This is a genomic window from Embleya australiensis (assembly GCF_051903075.1).
In the GTDB taxonomy this organism is placed as follows: Bacteria; Actinomycetota; Actinomycetes; order Streptomycetales; family Streptomycetaceae; genus Embleya.
Genome location: NZ_CP182422.1, coordinates 2,852,539 through 2,875,355 on the forward strand (window position 1 = coordinate 2,852,539; position 22,817 = coordinate 2,875,355).

The 22,817-nt window shown below is 72.8% G+C and carries 19 protein-coding genes and 1 pseudogene; 5 read left to right on the plus strand and 15 right to left on the minus strand.

The features are described 5' to 3' along the window. Nucleotides 1–710 precede the first annotated feature (710 nt). Nucleotides 711–1,718, minus strand: coding sequence for a stage II sporulation protein M (locus ACMXN5_RS12000; protein WP_439675247.1), 1,008 nt, complete (start codon nt 1,716–1,718; stop codon nt 711–713). A 50-nt stretch (nt 1,719–1,768) separates the two neighbouring features. Between ACMXN5_RS12000 and ACMXN5_RS12005 the strand changes: the two genes are divergently transcribed. Beyond that, nucleotides 1,769–2,704, plus strand: coding sequence for an RDD family protein (locus ACMXN5_RS12005; RefSeq protein WP_439675248.1), 936 nt, complete (start codon nt 1,769–1,771; stop codon nt 2,702–2,704). On the opposite strand, the gene ACMXN5_RS12010 is transcribed toward ACMXN5_RS12005, so the two are convergent. Next, entirely contained in the window at nt 2,688–3,293 is a 606-nt protein-coding gene (locus ACMXN5_RS12010; RefSeq protein ID WP_439675249.1) for a hypothetical protein, read from the minus strand. The genes ACMXN5_RS12005 and ACMXN5_RS12010 overlap by 17 nt on opposite strands. A gap of 9 nt (nt 3,294–3,302) precedes the next feature. Further along, nucleotides 3,303–3,767, minus strand: a complete 465-nt coding sequence (locus ACMXN5_RS12015) for a MarR family winged helix-turn-helix transcriptional regulator (RefSeq protein WP_439675250.1) — start codon at nt 3,765–3,767, stop codon at nt 3,303–3,305. A 117-nt stretch (nt 3,768–3,884) separates the two neighbouring features. On the opposite strand from ACMXN5_RS12015, the gene ACMXN5_RS12020 reads away from it, so the two are divergent. Beyond that, nucleotides 3,885–4,823 carry a quinone oxidoreductase family protein gene (locus tag ACMXN5_RS12020; protein WP_439675251.1) on the plus strand — a complete coding sequence of 313 codons (939 nt, stop codon included), beginning with the start codon at nt 3,885–3,887 and terminating at the stop codon, nt 4,821–4,823. A gap of 28 nt (nt 4,824–4,851) precedes the next feature. Here ACMXN5_RS12020 and ACMXN5_RS12025 read toward each other — a convergent pair whose 3' ends face one another. From ACMXN5_RS12025 to ACMXN5_RS12060, 8 genes are all read right to left on the minus strand, one after another. Next, complete coding sequence (locus ACMXN5_RS12025; protein WP_439675252.1) at nt 4,852–5,625, minus strand: HNH endonuclease family protein; 774 nt, start codon at nt 5,623–5,625, stop codon at nt 4,852–4,854. Between the two features lie 194 nt (nt 5,626–5,819). Further along, the gene (gene ahcY, locus ACMXN5_RS12030) at nt 5,820–7,268 is read right to left on the minus strand and encodes an adenosylhomocysteinase (RefSeq protein WP_439675253.1); all 1,449 of its coding nucleotides are present in this window, start codon (nt 7,266–7,268) and stop codon (nt 5,820–5,822) included. Between the two features lie 158 nt (nt 7,269–7,426). After that, the gene (locus tag ACMXN5_RS12035; protein WP_439675254.1) at nt 7,427–8,407 is read right to left on the minus strand and encodes a cation diffusion facilitator family transporter; all 981 of its coding nucleotides are present in this window, start codon (nt 8,405–8,407) and stop codon (nt 7,427–7,429) included. A gap of 136 nt (nt 8,408–8,543) precedes the next feature. Then, nucleotides 8,544–9,782, minus strand: a complete 1,239-nt coding sequence (manA, locus tag ACMXN5_RS12040) for a mannose-6-phosphate isomerase, class I (RefSeq protein ID WP_439675255.1) — start codon at nt 9,780–9,782, stop codon at nt 8,544–8,546. Between the two features lie 2 nt (nt 9,783–9,784). Continuing rightward, complete coding sequence (locus ACMXN5_RS12045; RefSeq protein WP_439675256.1) at nt 9,785–10,966, minus strand: SIS domain-containing protein; 1,182 nt, start codon at nt 10,964–10,966, stop codon at nt 9,785–9,787. Further along, nucleotides 10,963–11,148: a Trm112 family protein gene (locus tag ACMXN5_RS12050; RefSeq protein ID WP_379999953.1), complete on the minus strand. Its 186-nt coding sequence runs from the start codon at nt 11,146–11,148 to the stop codon at nt 10,963–10,965. Before ACMXN5_RS12050 ends, ACMXN5_RS12045 begins: the two co-directional genes overlap by 4 nt. A gap of 103 nt (nt 11,149–11,251) precedes the next feature. Further along, on the minus strand, nt 11,252–12,622 hold the full coding sequence (locus ACMXN5_RS12055; RefSeq protein ID WP_439675257.1) for a phosphomannomutase/phosphoglucomutase: 1,371 nt from the start codon (nt 12,620–12,622) through the stop codon (nt 11,252–11,254). A gap of 106 nt (nt 12,623–12,728) precedes the next feature. Then, complete coding sequence (locus ACMXN5_RS12060) at nt 12,729–13,103, minus strand: DUF3499 domain-containing protein (protein WP_174861553.1); 375 nt, start codon at nt 13,101–13,103, stop codon at nt 12,729–12,731. A gap of 266 nt (nt 13,104–13,369) precedes the next feature. On the opposite strand from ACMXN5_RS12060, the gene ACMXN5_RS12065 reads away from it, so the two are divergent. Beyond that, nucleotides 13,370–13,735 (plus strand): metallopeptidase family protein, encoded by a 366-nt coding sequence (locus ACMXN5_RS12065; RefSeq protein ID WP_078976974.1) that lies wholly within the window; start codon nt 13,370–13,372, stop codon nt 13,733–13,735. A gap of 70 nt (nt 13,736–13,805) precedes the next feature. Here the strand turns inward: ACMXN5_RS12065 and ACMXN5_RS12070 are convergent, their stop codons facing one another. The 3 genes from ACMXN5_RS12070 to ACMXN5_RS12080 all read right to left on the minus strand — a co-directional run bounded on the left by ACMXN5_RS12070 (nt 13,806) and on the right by ACMXN5_RS12080 (nt 19,447). Beyond that, nucleotides 13,806–15,275: a DUF5719 family protein gene (locus ACMXN5_RS12070; RefSeq protein WP_439675258.1), complete on the minus strand. Its 1,470-nt coding sequence runs from the start codon at nt 15,273–15,275 to the stop codon at nt 13,806–13,808. Continuing rightward, entirely contained in the window at nt 15,272–19,045 is a 3,774-nt protein-coding gene (locus ACMXN5_RS12075) for a glycosyltransferase family 2 protein (protein WP_439675259.1), read from the minus strand. Before ACMXN5_RS12075 ends, ACMXN5_RS12070 begins: the two co-directional genes overlap by 4 nt. Nucleotides 19,046–19,177: 132 nt before the next feature. Beyond that, entirely contained in the window at nt 19,178–19,447 is a 270-nt protein-coding gene (locus tag ACMXN5_RS12080; RefSeq protein ID WP_078976971.1) for a WhiB family transcriptional regulator, read from the minus strand. 925 nt (nt 19,448–20,372) lie between these two features. On the opposite strand from ACMXN5_RS12080, the gene ACMXN5_RS12085 reads away from it, so the two are divergent. Both ACMXN5_RS12085 and ACMXN5_RS12090 read left to right on the plus strand, forming a co-directional pair. Beyond that, a complete protein-coding gene (locus tag ACMXN5_RS12085; RefSeq protein WP_395800284.1) occupies nt 20,373–20,936 on the plus strand; it encodes a cysteine dioxygenase in 564 nt (187 codons plus the stop codon). Continuing rightward, entirely contained in the window at nt 20,933–21,370 is a 438-nt protein-coding gene (locus ACMXN5_RS12090) for a rhodanese-like domain-containing protein (protein ID WP_379999943.1), read from the plus strand. Before ACMXN5_RS12085 ends, ACMXN5_RS12090 begins: the two co-directional genes overlap by 4 nt. A gap of 221 nt (nt 21,371–21,591) precedes the next feature. Here ACMXN5_RS12090 and ACMXN5_RS12095 read toward each other — a convergent pair. Continuing rightward, a pseudogene (locus tag ACMXN5_RS12095) lies at nt 21,592–22,746 on the minus strand (glycosyltransferase 87 family protein); the annotation flags it as partial. Nucleotides 22,747–22,817: the final 71 nt, after the last annotated feature.

The following is a 22,817-nucleotide window of genomic DNA, read 5'->3' on the forward strand; positions in this document are numbered from 1 at the left end:
ATGTCGCCCGCGTCCTTGCTGTGACCTGGGCCCACTGACAGGACCCAGGATTTTCTTCAAAGGAACCACCAACACTGACCGCGACTCCCCGAATGGAGAGACGTTCAGCGCCGGGGGTGTTTCTTTGGCGTTGACTTTTGGCACGCTGTTGAGTTCTCAAGGAACGGACGCTTCCTTCGGTGCGGAATCAACCGCGCCCTCCGGGCGTTTGACGTTCAGTTTGTGTTGCTTTGTGTTTCCTGTGTTTCGCTTTCGCATCTCCAGCTTAGCACACCGTTTCGGCCGCTTCGCTTTGCTCGCTTTCGGCGTCCGGCGCGTTCCCGCGCTTTCCGCCTTTCAGACTCTAGCAGATCTTCCGACCCGCTTTTCGCCCGTTCCTGCTGTTGCTTTCCGCCTTCGGGACTTTCGTTCCTTCGGCTTCCGGCTCGTGGAGCCTAGCAGATTCGGTAGCCCGTTTCCGCCGGTGCTCCGGCGCCGATTGGGAATTCCAGAATCCACATGCACAAGAACAGCAAATAGCCGAACTCGTCGCGAATGAACGCGACCGATGATCGAGAAATTCGATGGTGATGCTTGCGGCAGGAGTGCAATCCTTGACGGACGCCCCGCTCGGCTCTGGCAGAGACTACCAGACTGTCGCGTCGTTGGACAACTTCGCGACAACCCTTCGAATCTACGTGTGCGGTCGGTGGGCTGTCAAGATCACCTGATCAAGCGATCATCGGCAGTTCGTCCGCGACGTCCGAGGATGCCACATCCCCCTGCTCTCCGGCGAATTCGGCCCGGCGGCCCAGGATCACCACGTACGCCAGGAACACCGCCTCGGCCGTCACGCCGATCGTGATCCTGCCCCAGGTGGGCAGGCCGGACGGGGTCACGAAGGCCTCGATGATGCCGGAGACGACCAGGACCAGGGCCAGGCCGACCGCCATGCCCAGGGCGATGCGGCCCTCCTCGGCGATCGCCCTGGCGCGGGTTCGAGGGCCCGGGTCGATGACGGTCCAGCCCAGGCGCAGACCCACGCCGGCCGCGATGAACACGGCGGTGAGTTCGAGCAGGCCGTGTGGCGTGATCAGGCCGAAGAAGACGTCGAGGCGGCCCGCGTCGGCCATCAGGCCCGCCGAGATGCCGACGTTCATCGCGTTGCTGAACACGATGAACAGCACCGGCAGGCCGAGCAGGATGCCCAGGGCCAGGCAGCCGGCCGTCACCCACGCGTTGTTCGTGGCCACCTGGGCGGCGAACGAGCTTGCGGGGGCGCTGGAGTAGTAGGACTCGAAGTCGCCGCCGGGGCGAGTCAGCTCGCGGATCTGGTCCGGCGCGCCGACCGAGTCGCGGACCGCCGGGTCGTGGGCGACCCAGGCGGCGATCAGTGACGCCACCACGAGGAAGGCCACGGCCGTCGTCCCCCACCAGCGGCGACTGCGATAGACCGCTACCGGGAATCGAACGGTGAGGAAGAGTGTCGCGTCGCGCCAGGCCGGCGTGCGCGGGGCGGTGACCGCCGAGCGGGCCCGTGCCGTGAGGGTGGAGAGCCGGCCGACCAGTACGGGGTCGGGCGCGGCGGAGCGGATCGTCGACAGGTGGGTGGCCGTGCGGCGGTACAGCGTCACCAGCTCGTCCACCTCGGGTCCCGACAGGCGGCGGCGCCTGCGGGTCAGTTGTTCCAGGCGTTCCCACTCGTGGCGGTGTACCGCGACGAACACGTCGACATCCATACGGTGCATCCTCTCTGGGAGCGACATCGACGCACACACTGGAGGTGGCCGTGTCCGAACTCGTCACGGGAGAAGCGGTCGCGCTCGACCTTCGCCCGGCGCGGCTGCCCAGCCGGGCGATCGCGATGGTGATCGACCTCGCGGCGCAGGTCGCCCTGTTGTTGGCGGTGGTGTGGCTCGTCTCGCTGGCGGTGCCCGTCGACGACGGTGCGCTCGCGGCGGCGTTGACGTTGACGATCGTCGTGCTCGTGGTGATCGGCTGGCCGGTCGCCTGGGAGACCGCGAGTCATGGGCGCTCCCTCGGAAAGTTGGCGCTCGGACTGCGGGTGGTTCGCGACGACGGTGGGCCGATTCGGTTCCGGCACGCGCTGGTGCGGGCGTTGCTCGGGTTCTTCGTGGATTTCTGGACCACGTTCGGATGTGGCGCGGTGTTCTCGTCGATGGCCTCGACGAACGGCAAGCGGCTCGGGGACATGGCGGCCGGGACATTCGTGGTGCGGGAGCGCACTCCGGGGGTGCGGCAACTGCCGCTGCCGCTGCATCCGGCTGCCTCGGCGTGGGCGACCGGGATCGAATTGTCCGGGCTGTCCGATGATCTAGCGCTTGCCATTCGGCAATACCTGTCCCGGCGGGACCAATTGGATCCGGCGATAGCCGCGTCGCTCGCCGAGCGGCTGACCGGGGACACCGCGCAGCGGATCGGGGTCGGGCCGCCGCCCGGGATGCATCCGGTGGTGTACCTGGCCGCCGTACTGGCCGAGCGCCAGCGCCGGGACTGGGAGCGGCACTCGTCCGCCGTCGGCGGGTACGCCACCGGGAACGCGGCGCCGTCGATGGCCCAACCGGCACCCGCTCCCGTACCGCCGGTCCCGTCGGCACCGGGCTCGCAGGCGCCGACGCCCGCGCCCGAGCCGACGCCCGCCCCCCAGCGGGCCCCCGCGCCCACCCCCACCCCCACACCCCCCGGCTTCACCCCCCCATCGTGATCCGCCGGTTCGGCGGCGTATCGAGGGCTTCGAGTTCGATCCCCGGGGCTGCCAAAACCACGTCGCCGCTCAGGTGGATCGTGGCGCGTTCGCCGGTGGCGAGGTCGTCGACCTCGTAGCGTTCGACGGTCAGGCCGTCGTGGGTCTCGATCGTGGCCAGGGTCCAGGACTGGTCCACCGTGTGTGCGGCCAGGACCGGTTCGGTCAGCGCGATCAGGCGCAGCCGGGCCGAGTCGCCGACGGCCAGGCTCAGCAGCGTGGCGGTCGCGATCAGGAAGGCGGGCGAGCGGCCCGTGAAGCCGGCGGCGCGGGCCTCGGCCTCGGTCGCGGGCGCGTCCACCGTCGGGTCGGCCGCGGCCCGCAGCCACACCACGCCGGGTGCACCGGCCACCGCGGTCGCGCCGCCGCGGACGCGCCAGCCGCCCGCGAGTACCTCCAGGCGCACCGGGCGGCCCCGCGCGTCGAGGGTCAGGTCGATGCCGCTTCCGGTGTAGCGCCAGCCGATCGGGCCGGGGGCGCAGGAGAAGCGTTCCTCGCCCAGGGGGGTGCCGTCGTGCGGGTCGTGGAAGGAGTACGTGCCTGAGGGCATGCGCGGACCCTACGACACGGTCGGCGCGTCGGGGTCGGCCGCGGCGACGACGCGGGTGAGCAGGGCGATGAAGGTGGCCCGTTCGGCGGCGGTCAGGGGGGCGAGCAGGTCGTCCATCGCGGCGTCCACGAGGGGTTCCTGCCGGGCCAGGCGCTGTTCGCCGGCGGGGGTGGCTGCGATCGCGTTCTTGCGTCGGTCGTGCGGATCGGGGGTGCGCGTGACCAGGCCGTCGGCCTGGAGGGAGTTCAGGATCGCGACCATGTCCTTGGGGTCGATGGCGACCGCGCGGGCGAGTTCGGCCTGGGCGACCGGGCCGTACTCCCGGACCGCGATCAGCACCAGGTGGTGCAGCATCGGCATGCCGTCGCCGGTCAGCGCCTCGCGGACCAGGCCTCGGCCGTGTGCGGCGGCGCGGCCGAGCAGCCAGCTGGGCAGGGCGCGGATCCGGGCGGGGGCGGGCAGCTTGTCGACCATGGGCGCAGCCTATCCGGAGAATCGTTGGACTTTCCCACGATCATTGTCATATCGTTGGGGTCACCCACGGTTTTCGTTGGGCTGCCCCATGATTCTCGATACCCGGAGGATGCGCGCATGCGTCGTGTTCGCTATTACCGCAACGGTGGTCCGGACGTGCTCTGCCTGGAGGAGGTACCGAACGCCGAGGTGCCCGAACCCGGGCCGGGCGAGTTGCTGATCCGGACCGAGGCGATCGGGGTGAGCCTGCCGAGTGTGCGCAAGGTGCGCGAGGGCGGGTCGTCGCTGCCCGGGGTGTTCGGCGGGGACGTCGCCGGCGAGGTGACCTCGATCGGGCCGGACGTGACCGGGTTCGCGGTCGGCGATCGGGTGGTGGCCATCTCGTTCGCCGACGCCTACGCGGAATCCGCCCTCGCCCCCGTGTTCACCGCGTCGCACATCCCCGCCGCCGCGAGCGCCGTGGACGCGGTCGCGCTGGTGCGCGGCGGGCATGTCGCGCTCGCGGCGCTGGCCTCGGCCGGCTCGGTCGAAGGGCGGTCGGTGCTGGTCACCGGTGCCGCGAGCGGGGCCGGTCATCTGGCCGTACAGCTGGCCCGCACACGCGGCGCGAGCCGCGTGGTGGCGGCCGTGGGCTCGCTCGACAAGGCCGATTTCCTGCGCGGGCTCGGGGTCGACGAGGTGGTGTCCTACGCCGACGAGTCGTGGGGCGAGCCGGTCGACGTGGTGCTCGACGGCGTCGGCGGCGAGGTGTTGCCGCGCGCGGTGGCCGCGCTCGCGCCGTTCGGCCGGCTGGTCTTCTTCAACTCCGGCGGTGGGACGGTGCCGGCGTGGGAACTGCTCGCCGGCGCGCGGACGATCACCGGGATGTCGATGGCCCGCTTCTCCACCGCGTTCCCCGAGATGTACGAGCGGCACCGGCACGAGCTCTGGGACCTGGCGCTGTCGGGCTGGCTCCGGGTCGTCGTGCACGGCACGTTCGCACTCGCGGACGCGGCGAAGGCGCACGAGGTGATCGAGGCGCGCGCCAATCTCGGCAAGGTCGTCCTGTGCCCGTAGGCCGACGCCGACCCGGGCCCGACCGCCGTCATCCCCCGCACTGCGCCGACATCGCCGCCTTGTCCGCGTCCGTCACCGGCAGTTCGTACTTGATCGACACCTGCGCGTACCGCACCACATAGGAGCAGCGCACCGCCTTGTTCGGCGGCAGCCACGTCGCCGGGCTCGAGTCGCCCTTGCCGCCGTTGATCGGGCCGTCGACGGCCAGCAGGTTCAGCGGGTCGTTGGCCAGTCGGCGGCGCTTGTCGGCGTCCCACTGGGCGGCGCCCATCTGCCACGACGCGCTCAACGGCACCACGTGGTCTATCTGTATCGCCGACGCCTTGGCCTTGGTGAAGGTGATGTCCTTGCCGGAGTACGGGTCGGGCAGCGTCATCGTCTCCACGACGCAGCCCTTCTTGTCCCGCCACCGGGTCGCCCGGCCGTCCCGCTTGAGGATGTCGTCGCGGGTGCCGCAGTCGTTGCCGCCGAACGGCACGCCGCTGACCGCGTCGCTCCAGGCCGGGCCGTACTTCTCCCGGTCGTAGCCGGTCTTCGGGCCGCGCCCCTTCGTCTGCACCCGGTCGATCAGCGCCCGGGCCCGGGCCAGGTCGGCCGCCGAGGTCAGCGGCGCGAGGCCGGGCTTGGTGCCGTCCTCGTTGTCCAGCGGGTCGACCGCATCGCCGCCCGACGCCGGTTGTGCCGTGTTCGCGGCCGTGGCGCCGGCCGCGGACTCCGCCTTCGAGCCGTCGTTCTGACACGCCGTCACGGCGGTCAGGGCCGCCGCGACGAGCAGGGTCGCGCCGTAGTTGCGCCGTCGCATGCGACCGCCCCCCGAGGGTTGTCGTGTGAGCCGGACGGCGGTGGGCCGGGCGGGCGTTGTCGCGCCGCCCGGCCCACCGCCGATCCGTTGTCCGTCCGTGCGTCTGTCCGTGGGACGGGCGAGTATGCCGACCCGCGTCGACGAATCGGCGCGTCACCGCACCGATCGGGTCGAGCGGGTCGACCCGGTGGGGATCAGTACCGGTACGCGTCCGGCTTGTACGGGCCGTCGACCTGCACGCCGATGTAGGCGGCCTGGCTTTCGGTGAGGGTGGTGAGCTTCACGCCGAGCGCGTCCAGGTGCAGGCGCGCGACCTTCTCGTCGAGGTGCTTGGGCAGCACGTACACGCCGATCGGGTATTCCTCGGGCTTGGTGAACAGCTCGATCTGGGCGATGGTCTGGTTCGTGAAGCTGTTCGACATCACGAAGCTCGGGTGACCGGTCGCGTTGCCCAGGTTGAGCAGGCGGCCCTCGGACAGCACGATCAGCGTCTTGCCGTCGGGGAAGGTCCAGGTGTGCACCTGCGGCTTGACCTCGTCCTTGACGATGCCCGGGATCCTGGCCAGGCCGGCCATGTCGATCTCGTTGTCGAAGTGGCCGATGTTGCCGACGATCGCCTGGTGCTTCATCCGCTGCATGTCGGACGCCATGATGATGTCGCGGTTGCCGGTGGTGGTGACGAAGATGTCGGCGATCTCGACGACCTCGTCCAGCGTGGTGACCTGGTAGCCGTCCATCGCCGCCTGGAGCGCGCAGATCGGGTCGACCTCGGTGACGATGACCCGGGCGCCCTGGCCGCGCAGCGACTCGGCGGAGCCCTTGCCGACGTCGCCGTAGCCGCAGACGACCGCGACCTTGCCGCCGATCAGGACGTCGGTGGCGCGGTTGATGCCGTCGATCAGCGAGTGGCGCACGCCGTACTTGTTGTCGAACTTGCTCTTGGTGACCGAGTCGTTGACGTTGATCGCCGGGAAGAGCAGCGAGCCCTCCCGGAACATCTCGTACAGGCGGTGCACACCGGTGGTGGTCTCCTCGGTGACGCCCTTGATGCCGGGGGCCATCGCGGTCCACTTGCCGGGGTTCTCGGCCAGGTTGGCGCGCAGCAGCGCCAGGAAGACCGTGTACTCCTCGGAGTCGTCGGCGGTCGCGTCCGGGACGGCGCCGGCCTTCTCGAACTCGACGCCCTTGTGGACGAGCATCGTGGCGTCGCCGCCGTCGTCGAGGATCATGTTCGGACCGTCGTGCCCGGGCCAGTTCAGCGCCTGCTCGGTGCACCACCAGTACTCCTCCAGGGTCTCGCCCTTCCAGGCGTAGACCGGCACGCCGCGCGGGTCCTCGGGGGTGCCCTCGGGGCCCACCGCGACGGCCGCGGCGGCGTGGTCCTGGGTGGAGTAGATGTTGCAGGAGACCCAGCGCACCTCGGCGCCGAGCGCGGTCAGCGTCTCGATCAGCACGGCGGTCTGCACGGTCATGTGCAGCGAACCCATGATCCGCGCGCCGGCCAGCGGCCGGGCCGCGGCGAACTCACGCCGGATCGCCATGAGGCCGGGCATCTCGTGCTCGGCGAGGGTGATCTCCTTGCGGCCGAACGCGGCGAGGGAGAGGTCGGCGACCTTGAAGTCGCCGTCGAGCTGCGAAGCCATGTTTCGATCCTTCTGCAGGGGGGTGGATGGGACTGGAGACACACCGGTGCCGGGGGCGCCGATGACGTGCCATCCAGTCGGACACTTCTGTGCCTACGGGCCCGAGACCCGACCGCCCTCTGCAGCGACTGTCGTTGTGCGCCAACGACGTTAACACCTCATCCGGTTGGCGTGTGCGGGTACTTTCCGCCAGGTGTCGCCTCGGGATCGGCGCCGCGGGCGGCCTCGTCGGCCCGGTATATGTCCGGTTCCAGGTAGATCGCTCGGGCGATCGGGACGGCGGCGCGGATGCGGGCCTCGGCGGCGTCGATCGCCCGGGCCACGTCGGCCGCCGTGTCCTCGTGGCGCACCGCGATCTTGGCCGCGACCAGCAGTTCCTCCGGGCCGAGGTGCAGCGTGCGCATGTGGATCAGCCGCTCGACGTCGGGGCCGGCCACGATCGCCGCCTCGATCTCGCGGACCGTCTCGATCCCGGCCGCCTCGCCGAGCAGCAGGCTGCGGGTCTCCAGGGCCAAAACGATCGCGATCAGCACGAGCAGCACGCCGATGCACAGCGTGCCGACGCCGTCCCAGACGCCGTCGCCGGTGGCCACCGCAAGGCCAACGCCGCCGAGCGCGAGGAGCAGGCCGATCAGCGCGCCGAAGTCCTCCAGGAGCACGATCGGCAGTTCCGGCGACTTGGCCCGGCGGATGAACTGCGCCCACGTCAGCGAACCCCGATGCTGGTTGGACTCCTTGATCGCGGTCCGGAAGGAGAAGCCCTCCAGGACGATGGAGAACACCAGCACGCCGACCGCCCAGTACCAGCTCTTCAACTCGTGCGGGTGGGCGATCTTCTCGTAGCCCTCGTAGATGGCGAACATGCCACCGACGGAGAACAGCACGATGGAGACCAGGAAGCCGTAGATGTAGCGCTCGCGGCCGTAGCCGAACGGATGCTCGGGGGTGGCGTCGCGTTCCGCGCGTTTGCCGCCCACCAGGAGCAGCACCTGGTTGCCGGAGTCGGCCAGCGAGTGCACGCCCTCGGCCAGCATCGACGAGGACCGGGTGAAGGCGAAGGCCACGAATTTGGCCACCGCGATCCCCAGGTTCGCGGCCAGTGCCGCCACGACCGCCTTGGTCCCGCCGCCCGCACTCATGAATCGACTCCCGCCCGTTGGTTGACCACCGTCGTCGTCACCGGCCGCCTGTGTCGGCGATCAGTGTGTCATCGGGCCGGCGTCTACCCCGGCAGACTTGCGGTAAGTACGCCCGGCCGCGCTCGGCCGGCGGCGCTCAGCGGCAGGGCACGGTCGCCCGGAAGACCAGGCCGTCGGCGCCGTCGACGGTGACCGCGACGCGGGGTTCACCCGCGCGGATGTACACCGACCGGCCGCGCGCCAGGTCGAGGGTCGTTCCGGCCGCGCCCCCCGGCTCGGGCTCTTGTCGCACGGTGGCGGAGCCGCGTACGCACAGCAGGATCTGCGGGCCGGCGGTGTCCAGAAAATGCGGCCCGCAGCCCGGGCCGGCGGGCAGCCGGGACAGGCGGAAGTCGGCCACGGGAGTCGTGTAGACCTCCTCGCCCGGGTGCGCCGCGCTCGGCTCGGGGCCCAGGATCTCCACCGGTCCGGCCCGGAAGGCCATGATCCGCAGCAGCTCGCCGACGTCGATGTGCTTGTCGGTCAGGCCGCAGCGCAGCACGTTGTCGGAGTTGGCCAGGATCTCGACCACCACTCCGTGCAGGTAGGAGTGCGGCATGCCGGCCGCGAGGAAGACCGCCTCGCCCTCGCGCAGCCGGATGTGGTTGAGCAGCAGCGCCACCGCGACACCGGGATCGCCCGGGTGGCGCTCGGCCAGACCGGCGACCGCGGCGCACGCCTCCGCGTAGGGCGAGCCGTTCGCGGCCAGTCGGCGGCAGGCCGCGGCGACCGCGTCCACCACCGTCGTGCGCAGGCGCTCGGGCAGCATCAACACGTGCGTGGTCGCCGCGCGTAGCGCCGCCTCCTCGTCCGGATTGCGCAACGCTCGGGCGAACGGGGCCAGTTCGGGCACGTCGAGGGCGTGGAGCAGCTTCAGCGTCTCGCCGATCTCGCGGTAGCCGACCAGGCCCTCGAAGTCGCCGAGCGCGCAGATCATCTCCGGTTTGTGGCTGGAGTCGCGGTAGTTGCGGTGCGGCGCGTCGATCGGCACGCCGCGCGCCTCCTCCTCGGCGAAGCCCTGCCGGGCCTGGACCGCGTCGGGGTGCACCTGGAGCGACAGCGGCTCCTCGGCGGCCAGCACCTTGAGCAGGAACGGCAGGCGCGGACCGAACCGGGCGGCGGTGTCCGGGCCCAGCTCGCCGGCCGGGTCCGCGGCGATCAGTTCGACCAGCGAGCGGGCCCCGGAGCCGCGATCGACCTCGGACGGCGCGCCCGGGTGGGCACCCATCCACAGCTCGGCCTGCGGCTCGCCCGTGGGGGCGACGCCGAGCAGTTCGGGGATGGCCGTGAGCGAACCCCACGCGTTGGCGCGGACCCGGTTGAGAAGGCGGTCCATGGCTAGCAGGGACCACCTTCGGTCCAGGGGAACAGCCCCGGCGCGGCGGGACCCACGCCGGTGCCCAGGGCCAGGTAGACGGCCGCGAAGTCGGTGACGGCGATCAGCTCGGCCAACCGCTCGACGGGGCTGCCGCCGCGGGCGCCGACCTCGCCGACGGCCGCCCGGCCCAGCGCGCCCAGGGTGCGGCGGGCGTGGTCGACGGGCGCGGCGGCGGCCGGGTCGTCGTGGTCGACGAGCAGCACCGGGTACATCCGCACCGGGTCGGGCTCGTCCACCCGGTCGCGGAAGAAGTCGTCGGGGTCCTCGGCGGCACCGGCCTCGCCCGCCTGGAAGACCCGGTCCATGTAGCGGCCGGCGATCGGCAGCGGGCCGGACAGCGCGGGTGCGGCGGCCACGCCGGTGAGCATCGTGGCGAAGCGCTCGGCCGCCACGCCCGCCACGGTGCCCGCGCCCCACACGACCGGGATGGTGCCGGCGATCGCGCCGGCCAGGCCCTTGGCGGGGTTGAGGTACGCCTCGGCGGCGGGCCGGCAGCGGGTGCTCGTCTCGTCGAGGCGGTCGGCCATCGCGTCCACGCTCGCCAGGCCCTCGCCGGGGGTGAACGCGCTTGCGCCGCACGCGCCGGTGATCGCGAGCAGCGCGGTGAACAGCGGCCAGAACGCGGTCTGCGCGGCGAACACGGTCTCGTCGGCGTAGCCGGCCGCGCCCACGGAGCCGGCGTCGACGGGGACTCGGACCACCACGCCCCGGCTCTGCTGTACGGCGGCGTCCAGGGCCGACCCGCCGGGCGTGGCCGCGACCGTCTGGCAGCCGCGCCGGTAGGCCTGGCCGGCGAGGTCGATCAGGCCCGGCTCGTCGCCGCGCCCGGCCGTCAACACGAGGTCCATCGGACCGGCCCAGCCGGGCAGCGTGCCGCCCGTGCCGAGGATCACCGGCAGCGCCACGTCGGCGCCGGTGACCGCGCGCAGCGCATGGCCGAGCGGCCCGTACGCGGGCGCGGCCAGGATCACCGTGCGCGGCCGGTCCCGGGGCGCGATCGCGGCGGGCAGCGCCTCGCGCGCGGCCTGCACGGCCCGGCGGACCTGGGCGCCGGCACCGGCCAGCGCCCGCAGGGTCTCCGCCGTATCGGCCCGGGCGATGCCGTCCTGGTCGTCCAGCAGGGCCTCGTCGAGGATGTTCATGCCCGATCGGTGCCCGACCGGCGAGCCTCGTCCACGAGCAGTACCGGGATGTCGTCGACGACGGGGTACACCAGCCCGCAGGAGGAGTTGTCGCAGGCCAGCGCGGCGTCCCCGTCCCGGTGCAGCGAGGCGTGGCAAACCGGGCACGTCAGGATCGCCAGCTGCGACGGTTCCAGATTCACGACATCTCCCACATTTCCGACTGTTCGTACCGTTCGTACCTGTTCGTCCGGGTCCGGTGCGGCAGTCGTCCGATTGAACCCATCACCTTACCGAGCCGACCGGTCAGTCCCGGACGAGTGCCAGCACCTCGTCGCGGATCGCGATCATGGTCGCCTCGTCGTCCGCCTCGACGTTCAGCCGCAGCAGCGGCTCGGTGTTGGACGCGCGCAGGTTGAACCACCACCGGTCGGCGACCACGGTCATCCCGTCCAGGTCGTCCACGGCGACCCCGGGCCGGTCCACGAACGCGGCCCGGACCCGCGCGGTCGCCGCCGCCTGGTCGAGCACCTCGCTGTTGATCTCGCCGGAGGCCGGGTAGCGGTCGTACTCGCTCGCGAACTCGGACAGCGGGCGGTCCTGGCCGCCGAGCGCGGCGAGCACGTGGATCGCGGCGAGCATCCCGGTGTCGGCCCGCCAGAAGTCGCGGAAGTAGTAGTGCGCCGAGTGCTCGCCGCCGAAGATCGCGCCGGTCTTCGCCATCTCGCCCTTGATGAACGAGTGGCCCACCCGGGTGCGCACCGCCTCGCCGCCGTGCTCGGCGACGATCTCGGGCACCGCGCGGGAGGTGATCAGGTTGTGGATGACGATCGGCTTCGCCTCGCCGTTGGCCTTCGCCCGGGCGATCTCGCGGACCGCGACCAGCGCGGTCACCGCCGAGGGGGACACCGGGTCGCCGTGCTCGTCGACCACGAAGCAGCGGTCGGCGTCGCCGTCGAAGGCCAGGCCCAGGTCGGCGCCGCTCTCGCGGACCTTCGCCTGGAGGTCGACCAGGTTCTTCGGGTCCAGCGGGTTCGCCTCGTGGTTGGGGAAGGAGCCGTCCAGCTCGAAGTAGAGCGGGACGATCTCCAGCGGCAGCCCGCTCGCGGCGCCGAGCACGGTCGGCACGGTGTGCCCGCCCATGCCGTTGCCCGCGTCCACGACCACCTTCAGCGGCCGGATGCCGGTCAGGTCGACCAGGCCGAGCAGGTGCGCGGCGTAGTCGGCGAGCACGTCGTGCTCGCCGATCGTGCCCGGGGTGCCGGCGAAGTCGGGCACGCCGGCCTCGGCGAGCGCGCGGATGTCGGCGAGGCCGCTGTCCTGGCCGATCGGCGCGGCGCCGGCGCGGCACATCTTGATGCCGTTGTACTGCGCGGGGTTGTGGCTCGCGGTGAACATCGCGCCGGGAAGGTCCAGGCTGCCACTGGCGAAGTACAGCTCGTCGGTGGAGGCGAGCCCGATCAGCGTGACGTCGGCGCCCTGGGCCGCGGCGCCCTCGGCGAACGCGCCGGACAACTCGGGCGAGGAGGGCCGCATGTCCCGGCCGACCACGATCGCCTCGGCTCCGGTGACCCGGACGAACGCCGCGCCCAGTGCTCGCGCGGTGTCGGCGTCCAGCTGGTCGGGGACCACGCCCCGCACGTCGTACGCCTTCACGATCTGGGAGAGGTCGCGCACCCGAAGACTCCACTCGCTCGACCGCGGTCGCGATTCGCCGCGGTGTTGGCCGTTGTCCGTCGACCCCTGCCCCGCGGACGACGCCTCAGACCCTATCGGCCGGCGGTCAGCTCTCGGGTGAGCGCAGAACGCGCAAGTGGCCGCGGCGGCCGGTCTCGGGACGGCCGTCGCGGTCCGGCGGTTCGGGCGCGGGCTGCGGGGGCTGCGGCGGGCGGGCGGCCTCGCGCACCGCGTTGGCCAGCGCCTCCAGGTCGTCGCTGCTGGGCTTGCCCGCGCTCGGATCCGGCGCCAGGCGCACGACATCCCAGCCGCGCGGCGCGGTCAGCCGCTCCGAGTGCTCGGCGCACAGGTCGTAGCAATGGGGCTCGGCGTAGGTCGCGAGAGGGCCCAGGACGGCCGTGGAGTCGGCGTAGACGTACGTCAACGTGGCGACTGCGGTTCGGCCGCAGGCGGTCCGCGAACAGCGACGTACAGGGCTCACGACGATGGACGGTACCGCAAGCGGGCCGAACCCGCGTGGTATCCGGGTGCGGTGTGACTCACGTGTCGCTCCTCACAGGATGTCGGCGGCATGGGGACACCCGTTCGGGGCGGTCCGCGACGTCCTTCGACGGGGCGGCGCGGACCGGTCCGGATCGGGCGGCCAGGCCCTAAGCTCGTGCCGTGCACAACGAGCACTCGGTCCCCTCTTCCCCCCGCGAGCGCGACTCGCGCCGTCGCAGTCGGCGCGACCGGCACGGCCGCGGCATGCGCGGCCCGCTCGCCCCACCCCCCGTGCCGATCGCGCTGACCCGCGCGCAGCGGTTCGACGACCTCGCCGCCGATGTCGTGGAACGGCTCGCCAAGCGCTGGCCGCAATTGGAGGAGGTCCGCTTCGCGGTCCTGGACGTGCCCGAGGCCGAGACGGCGGTGAACGGCGACGAGGCGGTGGCGCTGGGCCGGCTGGTGCCGGCGACCAAGGCCGTGCCCGCCACGATCATCCTGTACCGGCGCCCGCTGGAGCTGCGCGCGGAGGGTCGGGCCGAGCTGGAGATGCTGGTCAACGACGTGCTGGTGGAGCAGGTCGCGGACCTGTTGGGGATGGATCCGGACACCATCGACCCCGACGACTGAGCGAGCCGGAACCACGAAGGCCCGGGCCCCGCAGCGGGGTCCGGGCCTTCGTCGTCTCGCGAGCGTGCGGCTACCGCTGCGGGACCAGCAGGGACAGGTCCTGGCGGGCGTTGGGCACCACCACGGTCTCCACGCCGGGCACGAAGGGCTGCACCGTGAACGCGGCGGTCTTGTTCATCGTCTCGGTGACCGTGCGAGCCAGGTGCACCGGCTGCGAGCCGGGCTGCGGTTCGGCGACCAGGGCGAACCGCGTGGCGCCGGCCGGGGCCGGGGCGTTGACCTGGACGGTGGTGCCCGCGGGTACCTCGACGTCGGCGGAGACCGGGTCGCCCTTGTCGCCGAACGCGGTGAGCTTGACCTTGGCCGGACCCTTGGGCGCGGTCAGCGTGACGGTCGTGGCGACCGCGCCGCCGGTGCGGTTCTCCGCGATCAGCGCGCGACCGGTCAGCTCCGGAGTGCCGCTCAGGAACGCCACCTCCGCGTCGGCGCCGCCGCCCTGCACCACCCGGACGCCGGCGATGATGTCCGCGCGGCCGGAGACCAGCCGGAGCGCGCCCGCGTCGCCGCGGTTGACCGGACCGAGGTCGAAGACGGTCAGCTTGTTGCCCTTGACCTCGGTGGTCTCGTGCTCGACCGGCTTGAAGGTGTTCACCTTGCCCGCGACGGACAGTTGCACGTCGGTGCTCTCCCCGCTCGGCGAGAACAGCATCAGCTGCACATTGCCGGCGTCGCCGGTGATCGCGGGCAGACCGGTGATCACCAGGTTGCGGCCCGGGGCGCCGGACGAGGGCAGCCAGTCGGTGCCGACCGCCCCCTCCTGGTCCCGGATCGCCGCGCCGACCCGCCCGGACCGCGCGATCACGTGCACCGCCAGGCCGGGCTCGATCGCGCTCGGGTTGAGCGTGCGCAGCAGGATCGCCGTCGAGGCGCCGGGGGCCAGCGACATGCCGCGGCCCGCCTCGGACTCGATCGGGCCGTTGCGCCCGAACAGTTCCACGTCGACGACGGCGGGGGTGTCCCGACTGTTGGACAGGTACAGGTACGCCTCCCGGTTCTCCGTCGTGGCGGCGCCGACGAACCAGCGGTCGGTGGTGGACGCCTCGCAGGTGACCCCGGCCAGCCCGCGGCCGGCGTTGCTGGGCACCCGGGTGACCGCGCCCGCGCCGAAGCCCGGGGCGAACGCGCCCGAGGCGGTGCCCAGGAGCGGCGGCACGTCGGTGTTGTCCACGCCGATGCTCGCGAGCTTGCCCGGGGCCTCGACCTTGGTGCGCGCCTTGGTCCGGTCGCCGAGTTCGACGACGTTCGCCTCGCCGCCGCTCGCCCCGGCCTGGGCGGGCGGGGCGAGCGCGGAGACCGCGGTCGAGCTGCCGGGCAGCTGGCGCACGAACGGGCAGGACACCTCGGCCTGTTGCACCGGCACCCGCGGCGCCGCGGGCGGCGGCGCCGCCTTGCTCTCGGTCGGGCGGGTCACGACCGCCAGGCCGACGACGACGGCCAGCAGCGCGACGACGGCGGCCAGGGAGAGGGTGGTGCGCTTCACGGGCGGTCTCCCTGCGGGGACGGCGGCCACGGATCGTCACCCGAGCGCGGCTCGGGCGGGCGGCCGGCGGCGGGGTCCTGGTAGGCGGTCGGGTCGTACTGCTGCGGGGGCAGCGGGTTGCCGTACTCGTCGTAGGCGGGCTGCTGGTGCGGCTGTTGCTGCGGCTGCCCGTTCCAGCCGAAGGAACCCGCCGCGTCCGAGCCGTCGGGCGCGCCCTGGGCCGGCAGTCCCTGGGCCGACTGGTCGTACTGGTACCCCTGGTAGTCCGGATAGCCCTGGTACTGCTGCCCGTAGTCCTGCTGCGGGTACTGCTCGTACGCCGGCGTCGTGGTGCCGTCGTAGGGCGTGCCCTGCCAGACCTCGACCGGCACCGGCGCCTCGGCCGGGTCGGTGCGCTGTTCGGGGAACTCGGGGAAACCGTAGGCGTCGAGCCCGTCGGCCCCCACCGCGACCGGCACCGCCTCCGGCACGTCGACCGGCTCGGCCGGCTCGGCCTTGCGTCGGCCGCGCCGCCCGCCGCCCTCGCCGGCCGCGGCACCTGCCGCGACCGGCGCCGCGGCGGCCTCGGGCAGGTCGTCGTCAGTGCCGCGCCGGCGGGCGGGCAGCGCCATGACGAACACGACGAACACGAGCACGCCCTGCACGAGCAGCCAGACGCCGTGTCCGCCCGAGGAGTGGGTGAGTTCGAGCCGGCCGGCCTCGGGGCGCAGTTCGAAGCCCTGGGCCCAGCCGTCCAGCGTGCGGGCGGTGAGCTTCTTCCCGCCCTGGGTGGCCTGCCAGCCGGAGTCGGCGCGTTCGGCGAGCCGCAGGATCCGGCCCTGGGGGCCCGCCTCGATCCGGGTGGACACGCCCTCGCGGGTGGTCGGCAGGGCCTTGGCCTTGCCGTCGGGGTCGACGATCAGAGCTCGGCCGACCGGGTATTGCAGCCGCCAGAGCGTGGCGCCCTGGGTGGCGCCGACCCGGGCCAGGCCGGGGGTGCCGTCGAGCCGGGCGGTCAACTCGCTGCCCACCGGCGGCTTGAGCTGAATGAACTCGATGCCGTACGGGGCCAGCATGCTCGCGTCCGCGCCACCGCCGCCGGCAATCAACTTGCCCAGGAAGGTGTTGAATTGCCGGTACGTGGACGCCTTGGGCGCCGTCTCGGCGTCGCCGAGCGCCGGACCCGCGCCGCGCACGATCGTGTAGCTGACGTTGCCCGGTTCGGGCGAGGTGAGCACGAGGGTGCGCGGGTGGCGCGCGCCGGTGGCCTCCTCGGCCACGAACGCGGGCACCACGACCGGGTCGCGCCGCTCCAGCGGGCCGTCGGCGCCCTTCCACAGCCAGGTCCCGGCGGCCAGGAGCGGGGCGGCGCCGGCGACCACGGCCAGCACCACCGCGGTGGGCTGGCGCCAGCCGAAGCTGCCGGCCGCGACCCGGGTGCGGGCGTCCTCGGCGCCGACCATCGCCGCGGTCACGTAGCCGAGCGCGATCACCACGACGGCCGCGCCGGGCCATGCGGGCACCTTGGCGCCGGTCGCCTCGACGGTGATCTCGGCGTGGCTGACCACGACCGCGAGCAGCAGCCCGACCAGGGCCACCGCCCACGCGCCGAGCACCGCGGCCCGACGCGAGTCGCGCAACAGCGCGGCCAGCGCGGCGACCAGCAGCGCGCCGGTGAGCCAGATCGGCAGTGTGCCGGGGCCGCCCGGGTCGAGCAGCAGCAGGCCGACCGGGCTGGTGCCCTTCTCGGCCAGCGCGTCGCCGGCCAGGCCGGGCTCGCTCAGGAACAGCGCCGGCTTGCCCGCGAGGGCCAGGGTCCACGGGCCGAGCAGCACGAGCGGGGTGCCCAGCACCACGCCGACCCGCAGCAGCAGGCCGATGCCCGGACGCGGGCCGAGCAGCCCGGCGAAGCAGACCCCGACGGCGATCAGCGCGAGCAGCGCGGTGGCGAGCCAGAGCAGCGGGGTGAACGCGGCGACGACGGCGAGGACCAGGCCGGTGGCCCAGGCCGCGCGCATGGACGCCTTGAGGTCGCCCGCGCCGAGCACCTGGGCCGCGCCGCGTGCGACCACGGGGGCCAGGACGAGGGCGACGGCGGTGCCGATCCGGCCGCCGGCGATCGCGCCGGTGGCGACGGGGGTCAGTGCGTACGCGGACGCCCCCCACACCCGCACGCCCGGCGCGGAGACCAGGCGGCGCGAGCACAGGTAGGCGCTCATCCCGGCCAGCGGGACGCTGCCGATCAGCAATACCGCCACCGCCGTGCCGGCCTTGCCGAACAGCAGCGTGGCGAACGCGGCCAGCGCGCCGACGTAGGGCGGCGCGCTCGCCGCCTCGCCGAAGCCGACGCCGTGCCAGGTGTCGGCGTAGCGGTCCCACAGGTCCGACGCGCCCTCGGGCGCGGGCAGCAGGGCGCCGCCGAACAGGCTGCCGCCGGAGAGCAGATCGCGGGCGGCGAACAGGGTGATCAGGGTGAGCGCGACGGCGAGCGAGAGGCCGGGGCGGCGCATCAGCATGCGCAGCTTGACGAAGTTCTCCGTGTCGAGCGACTCGGCGTCCTCGTCGACCGGGCCCGATTCGGCGCTGCTGTGCCGGCCGGACCGGTTCTCCGGTTCCTCGCTGCGCCGCAGGTTGCCGATCAGGCCCTCGGCGGCGTGCCGCACGGTGGCCGCGCGGCTGGGGAACAGGTCGCCCAGGTCCTTGTCGGACATGGTGCGAGTGCGGGCCCGGGCCCGCCGCGCGGACAGGAAGCCGGCGGGGCGCAGCAACACCGAGACGGTGCCGAGCAGTTCGTCCAGCGCCATGCCGGGCAGCTTGCCGAGCAGGTAGCCCAGGCTGCGGAACAGGCCGCCGAACAGCAGGCGGAACCACAGCAGCGGCCAGCCGGCGCCGGTGCTGTTCGCGAGCAGCGTGAAGGCGGCGCCCGCGCGGTCCACGCGGTGCGGCCGGTCGGCGGCGACGTCGATCGGCCGGCGCTCGCGCGTGGCCGCCTCGGCGTGCTGGATCACCGCGTCCGGGACCACGACCACGCGGTGCCCGGCGGCGTTGACGCGCCAGCCGAAATCGGTGTCGTCGCGCGAGAGCGGCAGACGCGGGTCGAAACCGCCCAGGCTCTCCCACACGTCGCGGCGCACCAGCAGGCCGGCGCTGGAGACGGAGAGCACGCCGCGGATCGCGTCGTGTTGGCCCTGGTCCTGCTCGCGGCGCTCCAGGCCGGTCCAGCGTCGGCCGCTGCCGGTGAGCGTGGTGCCGACCTCGAGCAGTTGCCTGCGGTCGTACCAGCTGCGCACCTTGGGGCCGAGCACGGCCACCGAGGGCAGTTCGTCGGCGGCGCGCAGCAGCAGGTGCAGGGCGTCGGGGGCGGGTTCGCTGTCGTCGTGGAGGAGCCACAGCCACTCGACCGGTTCGGTCGACCTCGGCGGGCGGTCCTCGTCGGTGTCGCCGTACGGATCCGACACGTCGTACGTGTCGGTGCGGTACGGCAGGGACGCGGGGTCGAGGTGCGGCGCGGCGCGCAGGGCCTCGCTCACGGCGGCACCGAACGCGGTCCGTCGCTCGGTGTGCAGCACCGAGTCCCGGCCGAGGGCGTCCTCCAGCAGACCCGCCGAGGCGTCGGTGCTGCCGGTGTCGACCGCGACGACGCGCTGGACCGGACGCTCCTGACCGAGCAGGCCGGTCAGTGTGCGGGGCAGCCAGCGGGCCCCGTCATGGGCGACGAGGATCGCGGTGACGATGTGCCGTGGGAAAGCCGGAGCTTGCGCGTATGCCGACTGATGGCTGAAAAGTGACATCGAGTGCGGGGACCCCGGGGGGCTCGTAGCGGCGTGGTACCAGCGGTCCGGCATCCGGCCGAACGGCCCACACACTACGCGACGGGCACCTCGGCCCCGCCCGGATCGGGCGCGGGCCCGAACCGGCGAGCGTCAGACGGCCGCCTTCTTGAGCCGGCGCCGCTCGCGCTCGGACAGTCCGCCCCAGATCCCGAAGCGCTCGTCGTTGGCCAGCGCGTATTCCAGGCACTCGTCGCGCACCTCGCACGCCAGGCAGACCTTCTTGGCCTCCCGCGTCGAGCCGCCCTTCTCGGGAAAGAAGGACTCGGGGTCGGTCTGGGCGCACAGGGCGCGCTCCTGCCAACCGAACTCCTCCTCCTCACTCTCGCCGTCGGCGACCAGTAGCTGGAACAGCTCGCCCATCGCGTGCCTCCTCGACCCGTTTTTGCGTCCCCGTGATTAAGCCGTTACCGGTAACGGTTCACGACGTGTGTGAAATTACAAGCGCGTCGTTGCTGCGACGTCAAGCCGGGCTCTGCTATTAGGGCGGGGATTCACTCCCCGGGACCACAACAATCCGGATTGACCACATAAATGGACACATCCGGACAACCTGTTGTGCCGCGCAATCGCCTCGACGTTCCGGGCGGGGAGCGTACCGGCGGGAGGCGCGACGCCATTCGATGCCAACCCGTGATGACCTCTACAAGGGACTACGCCTCGCACCATCCACGCAGTTCCCGGGCGGGACCGGAAAACCGCGATGATGACCGACGTCACACGGAAATGGGCCTCCCCGTGCCCCGCGAGCTTCAATCCCTTCCCCGGATTCCTCACCCGAATCGGCCAGCGGTCGGCCGAGTTCGCGGCCTCGGGTCCGCCCGCGCCGGCGGCCCGTGCCCAGTCTTGTCCACGGCCCCGGTTCACCCGTGCCCGCGACCCCGGTCACCCGAATCGGGGACCGACGGGGCGCGGCGGACCGCGGCGAGTTGACAGGGCCACCCCCCAGACGGTGTCCTTTTCCCATGTCCGCACGCTGCAGCCTGTTCCGGAGTCGTCCTGTCGACGCCCGTCGGGTCTTCTGTGCGCTGTGTCCGCCGTGTGACCACGTGTACAGCTGTTGTACCGGCTGTAACGCCTGAGGACGCCATTTCGGCAGTCCTCCGCGCAGCGGCGGCACTCATTGAAGGGGCTTCTCTCCCCTTTCCCCCTTTATCGACACGACCGTTCGATTCGGTCGATTGTTCGGGTCGCCGTCTGCCGCTCGCGTGTTCGTTTTCGATCCGCCGCGTTCGCCAGATCCGCCGCGCGTGAGATTTCGCGCAGACATCCCGAAGGACTCCCCCTTATGTCCAGCGACATCACCGTCGCCGGCGACCCGCTCGCCGCCCCCGCCGTACTCGCCCTCCCCGTCGCTCCCCCGGTGCGCCCCGCCGTCGCCCGGCTCGCCGCGCTCGCCCGGCAGCATGCCGGCCTCGTCGCCGCCGACCTCGACCAGGTCCGCTACGACCCGATCACCCGCTGGTACAAGCGGCTCGCCGCGACCGAGGACCTGGAGGTGTGGCTGCTCAGCTGGCTGCCCGGCCAGGGCACCGGCCTGCACGACCACGGCGGCTCGTCCGGCGTGTTCACCGTGGTCTCCGGCGAGTTGCACGAGCGCTCGCTCGTGGTCACCCCGCTGCGTCGGGCCGGCGCCCGCGAGCGGGTGCTCGCCCCGGGCGCGACCCGCGTATTCGGGCCTACCTACGTGCACGAGGTGACCAACATGGGCACGGAGCCCGCGGTCAGCGTGCACGTGTACAGCCCGCGCCTGGCGTCGATGAACCTCTACGACGCGGCCGAGGACATCGCCCGGCCGAGCTTCGCACCGCTGCGTCGGGTCGGCGTCGAGCGTTCGGGAGAGCAGTGGTGAGCGCCGTCGACCGACTCCTGGACCTGGCCCGGGCCCGACTCGTGCGGGTGAGCCCCGAGCAGGCGCACGCCGCGTTCCACGACGGGGCGATCCTGGTGGACACCCGCCCCGACTTCCAGCGCGACGCCGACGGCGCGATCCCCGGCGCGTTGGTGATCGAGCGCAACCATCTGGAGTGGCGGCTCGATCCCGAGGGCACGGCCCGGGTGCCCGAGGCGACCGGCTGGGACGTGCGCGTGGTGGTGTTCTGCGACGAGGGCTACGCATCGAGCCTCGCCGCGGCCTCCCTGGTGGATCTGGGGCTGTCCGGGGCGACCGACCTGATCGGCGGCTTCCAGGCGTGGAAGGCGGCGGGGCTGCCCGTGGTGCCGTCCGCCGGACGCAGCCGGCGCACGAGCGCGGCGGCGAGTACGACGAGCAACGCCACGCCGTAGCCGATCTGGTGGGTGGCGCGGACCTGGTCCGGGGACAGGTCCAGGCCCCAGGTGAGGTAGAGCGCGTAACCGGCCGGGCCGAGCGCCAGCCACTCCCACCGCCGGCCGTCCAGGGCCACGAGCGCGACCACGAGCAGCGCGTACCAGGGGTAGGCCGGGGTGAGTACGAACAACATGCCGCCGGTGAGGGTGAGCGCGCCGTGCCAGGGCCGGTCGGGGTCGGCGCGGGCGATCGCCGCGGCGGTGAGGGCGAGCAGTACGACGACGGCGGCGTACGGGGCGGCCTCCACCGGCAGCACCAGGCCGAGCAGGCCGAACCGGGCGCCGTCGTCGTAGCGTTCCTCGGCCAGGTAGCCGGGGAGGTAGCCGAGCACCGCGTGCCCGGCGGCGAGCACGTGCGGCAGGTAGACCAGCACGACGGTGAGCCCGGCCGCGCCGAGCAGCCGCACCGGTGCGCGGCGCAGTCCGGCGGGCAGGGCCGCGGCGGGGAACATCTTGGTCGCGACCGCGCCGCCGAGCAGTACGCCGCCCAGGATCGGCCGGCGGGCGGCGACCGCAGCCAGGCCGAGCACCATGAGCAGTACGCCGAGCACGTCCACGTGCGCGTTGTTGCCCGCTTCGAGCGCGACCATCGGACACCACGCCCACCACACGGCGTTCCGGGGGTCGCGCCCGAAGCGGCGCAGCACCAGGAGCAGGGTCACCGTGACCGCGACGGCGAGCAACGCGGCGGCGGCCTGGACCGGTTCGTGTCCGCCGGGCGGGGTGGCCAGGTGCACGAGCAGGTAGTAGGCCTCGGCCACGGGTGGGTAGATGGTGTGCACCTCGGGTCGGTTGATCCGGGTGCAGCCGCCGTCCGGCAGCGGGTGCCGGAACCACCCGGCGCACCCGCCCTTCGGGAAGAGCCAGTCGTCGCGGTAGCGGGCCACCTCCGGGTCGGCGGGGGTGCGCGTGTAAGGCGAGTGGCCCGCCGCCTGGACCCGGCCGTCGAAGGCGTAGCGGTAGGCGTCGTCGCTGGTGCGCGGTTCGGCGCCGGTCGCGAGGAAGGGCAGGGCCACCGCGCCGAGCAGGATCAGCGGCACCGCGCGGCGCACGGGAAGTCGGCGCACGAGGTGGGCGCCGAGGGCGAACAGCGCCCAGGCGACGCCGTAGACCACGAATACGCCGACGCTGCCGGGGTGCGTCCACGGCCCGTACACCGCGCAGCCCACGGCCGCCGCGAGGGCGAGCCCGGTGCCGGCGGCGAGGATCGTGGTCGCGGGGCCGGGAGTCGCGGGTGTGCGCGTGCGCGTGGGCGTGGTCGCGCTCGTGGGCGTGGGCGGCGGGCTCGGTGGCATGCGGCGAGTCTGTCGGCGGCCGGGCCGTTTTCGGGGCATCCCGGGCCGACCGTCAGCACTCCGTAAGGCGGTCAATGGGGGCCGGCGGCGGGTTTTGCGCGTTGGCTGGA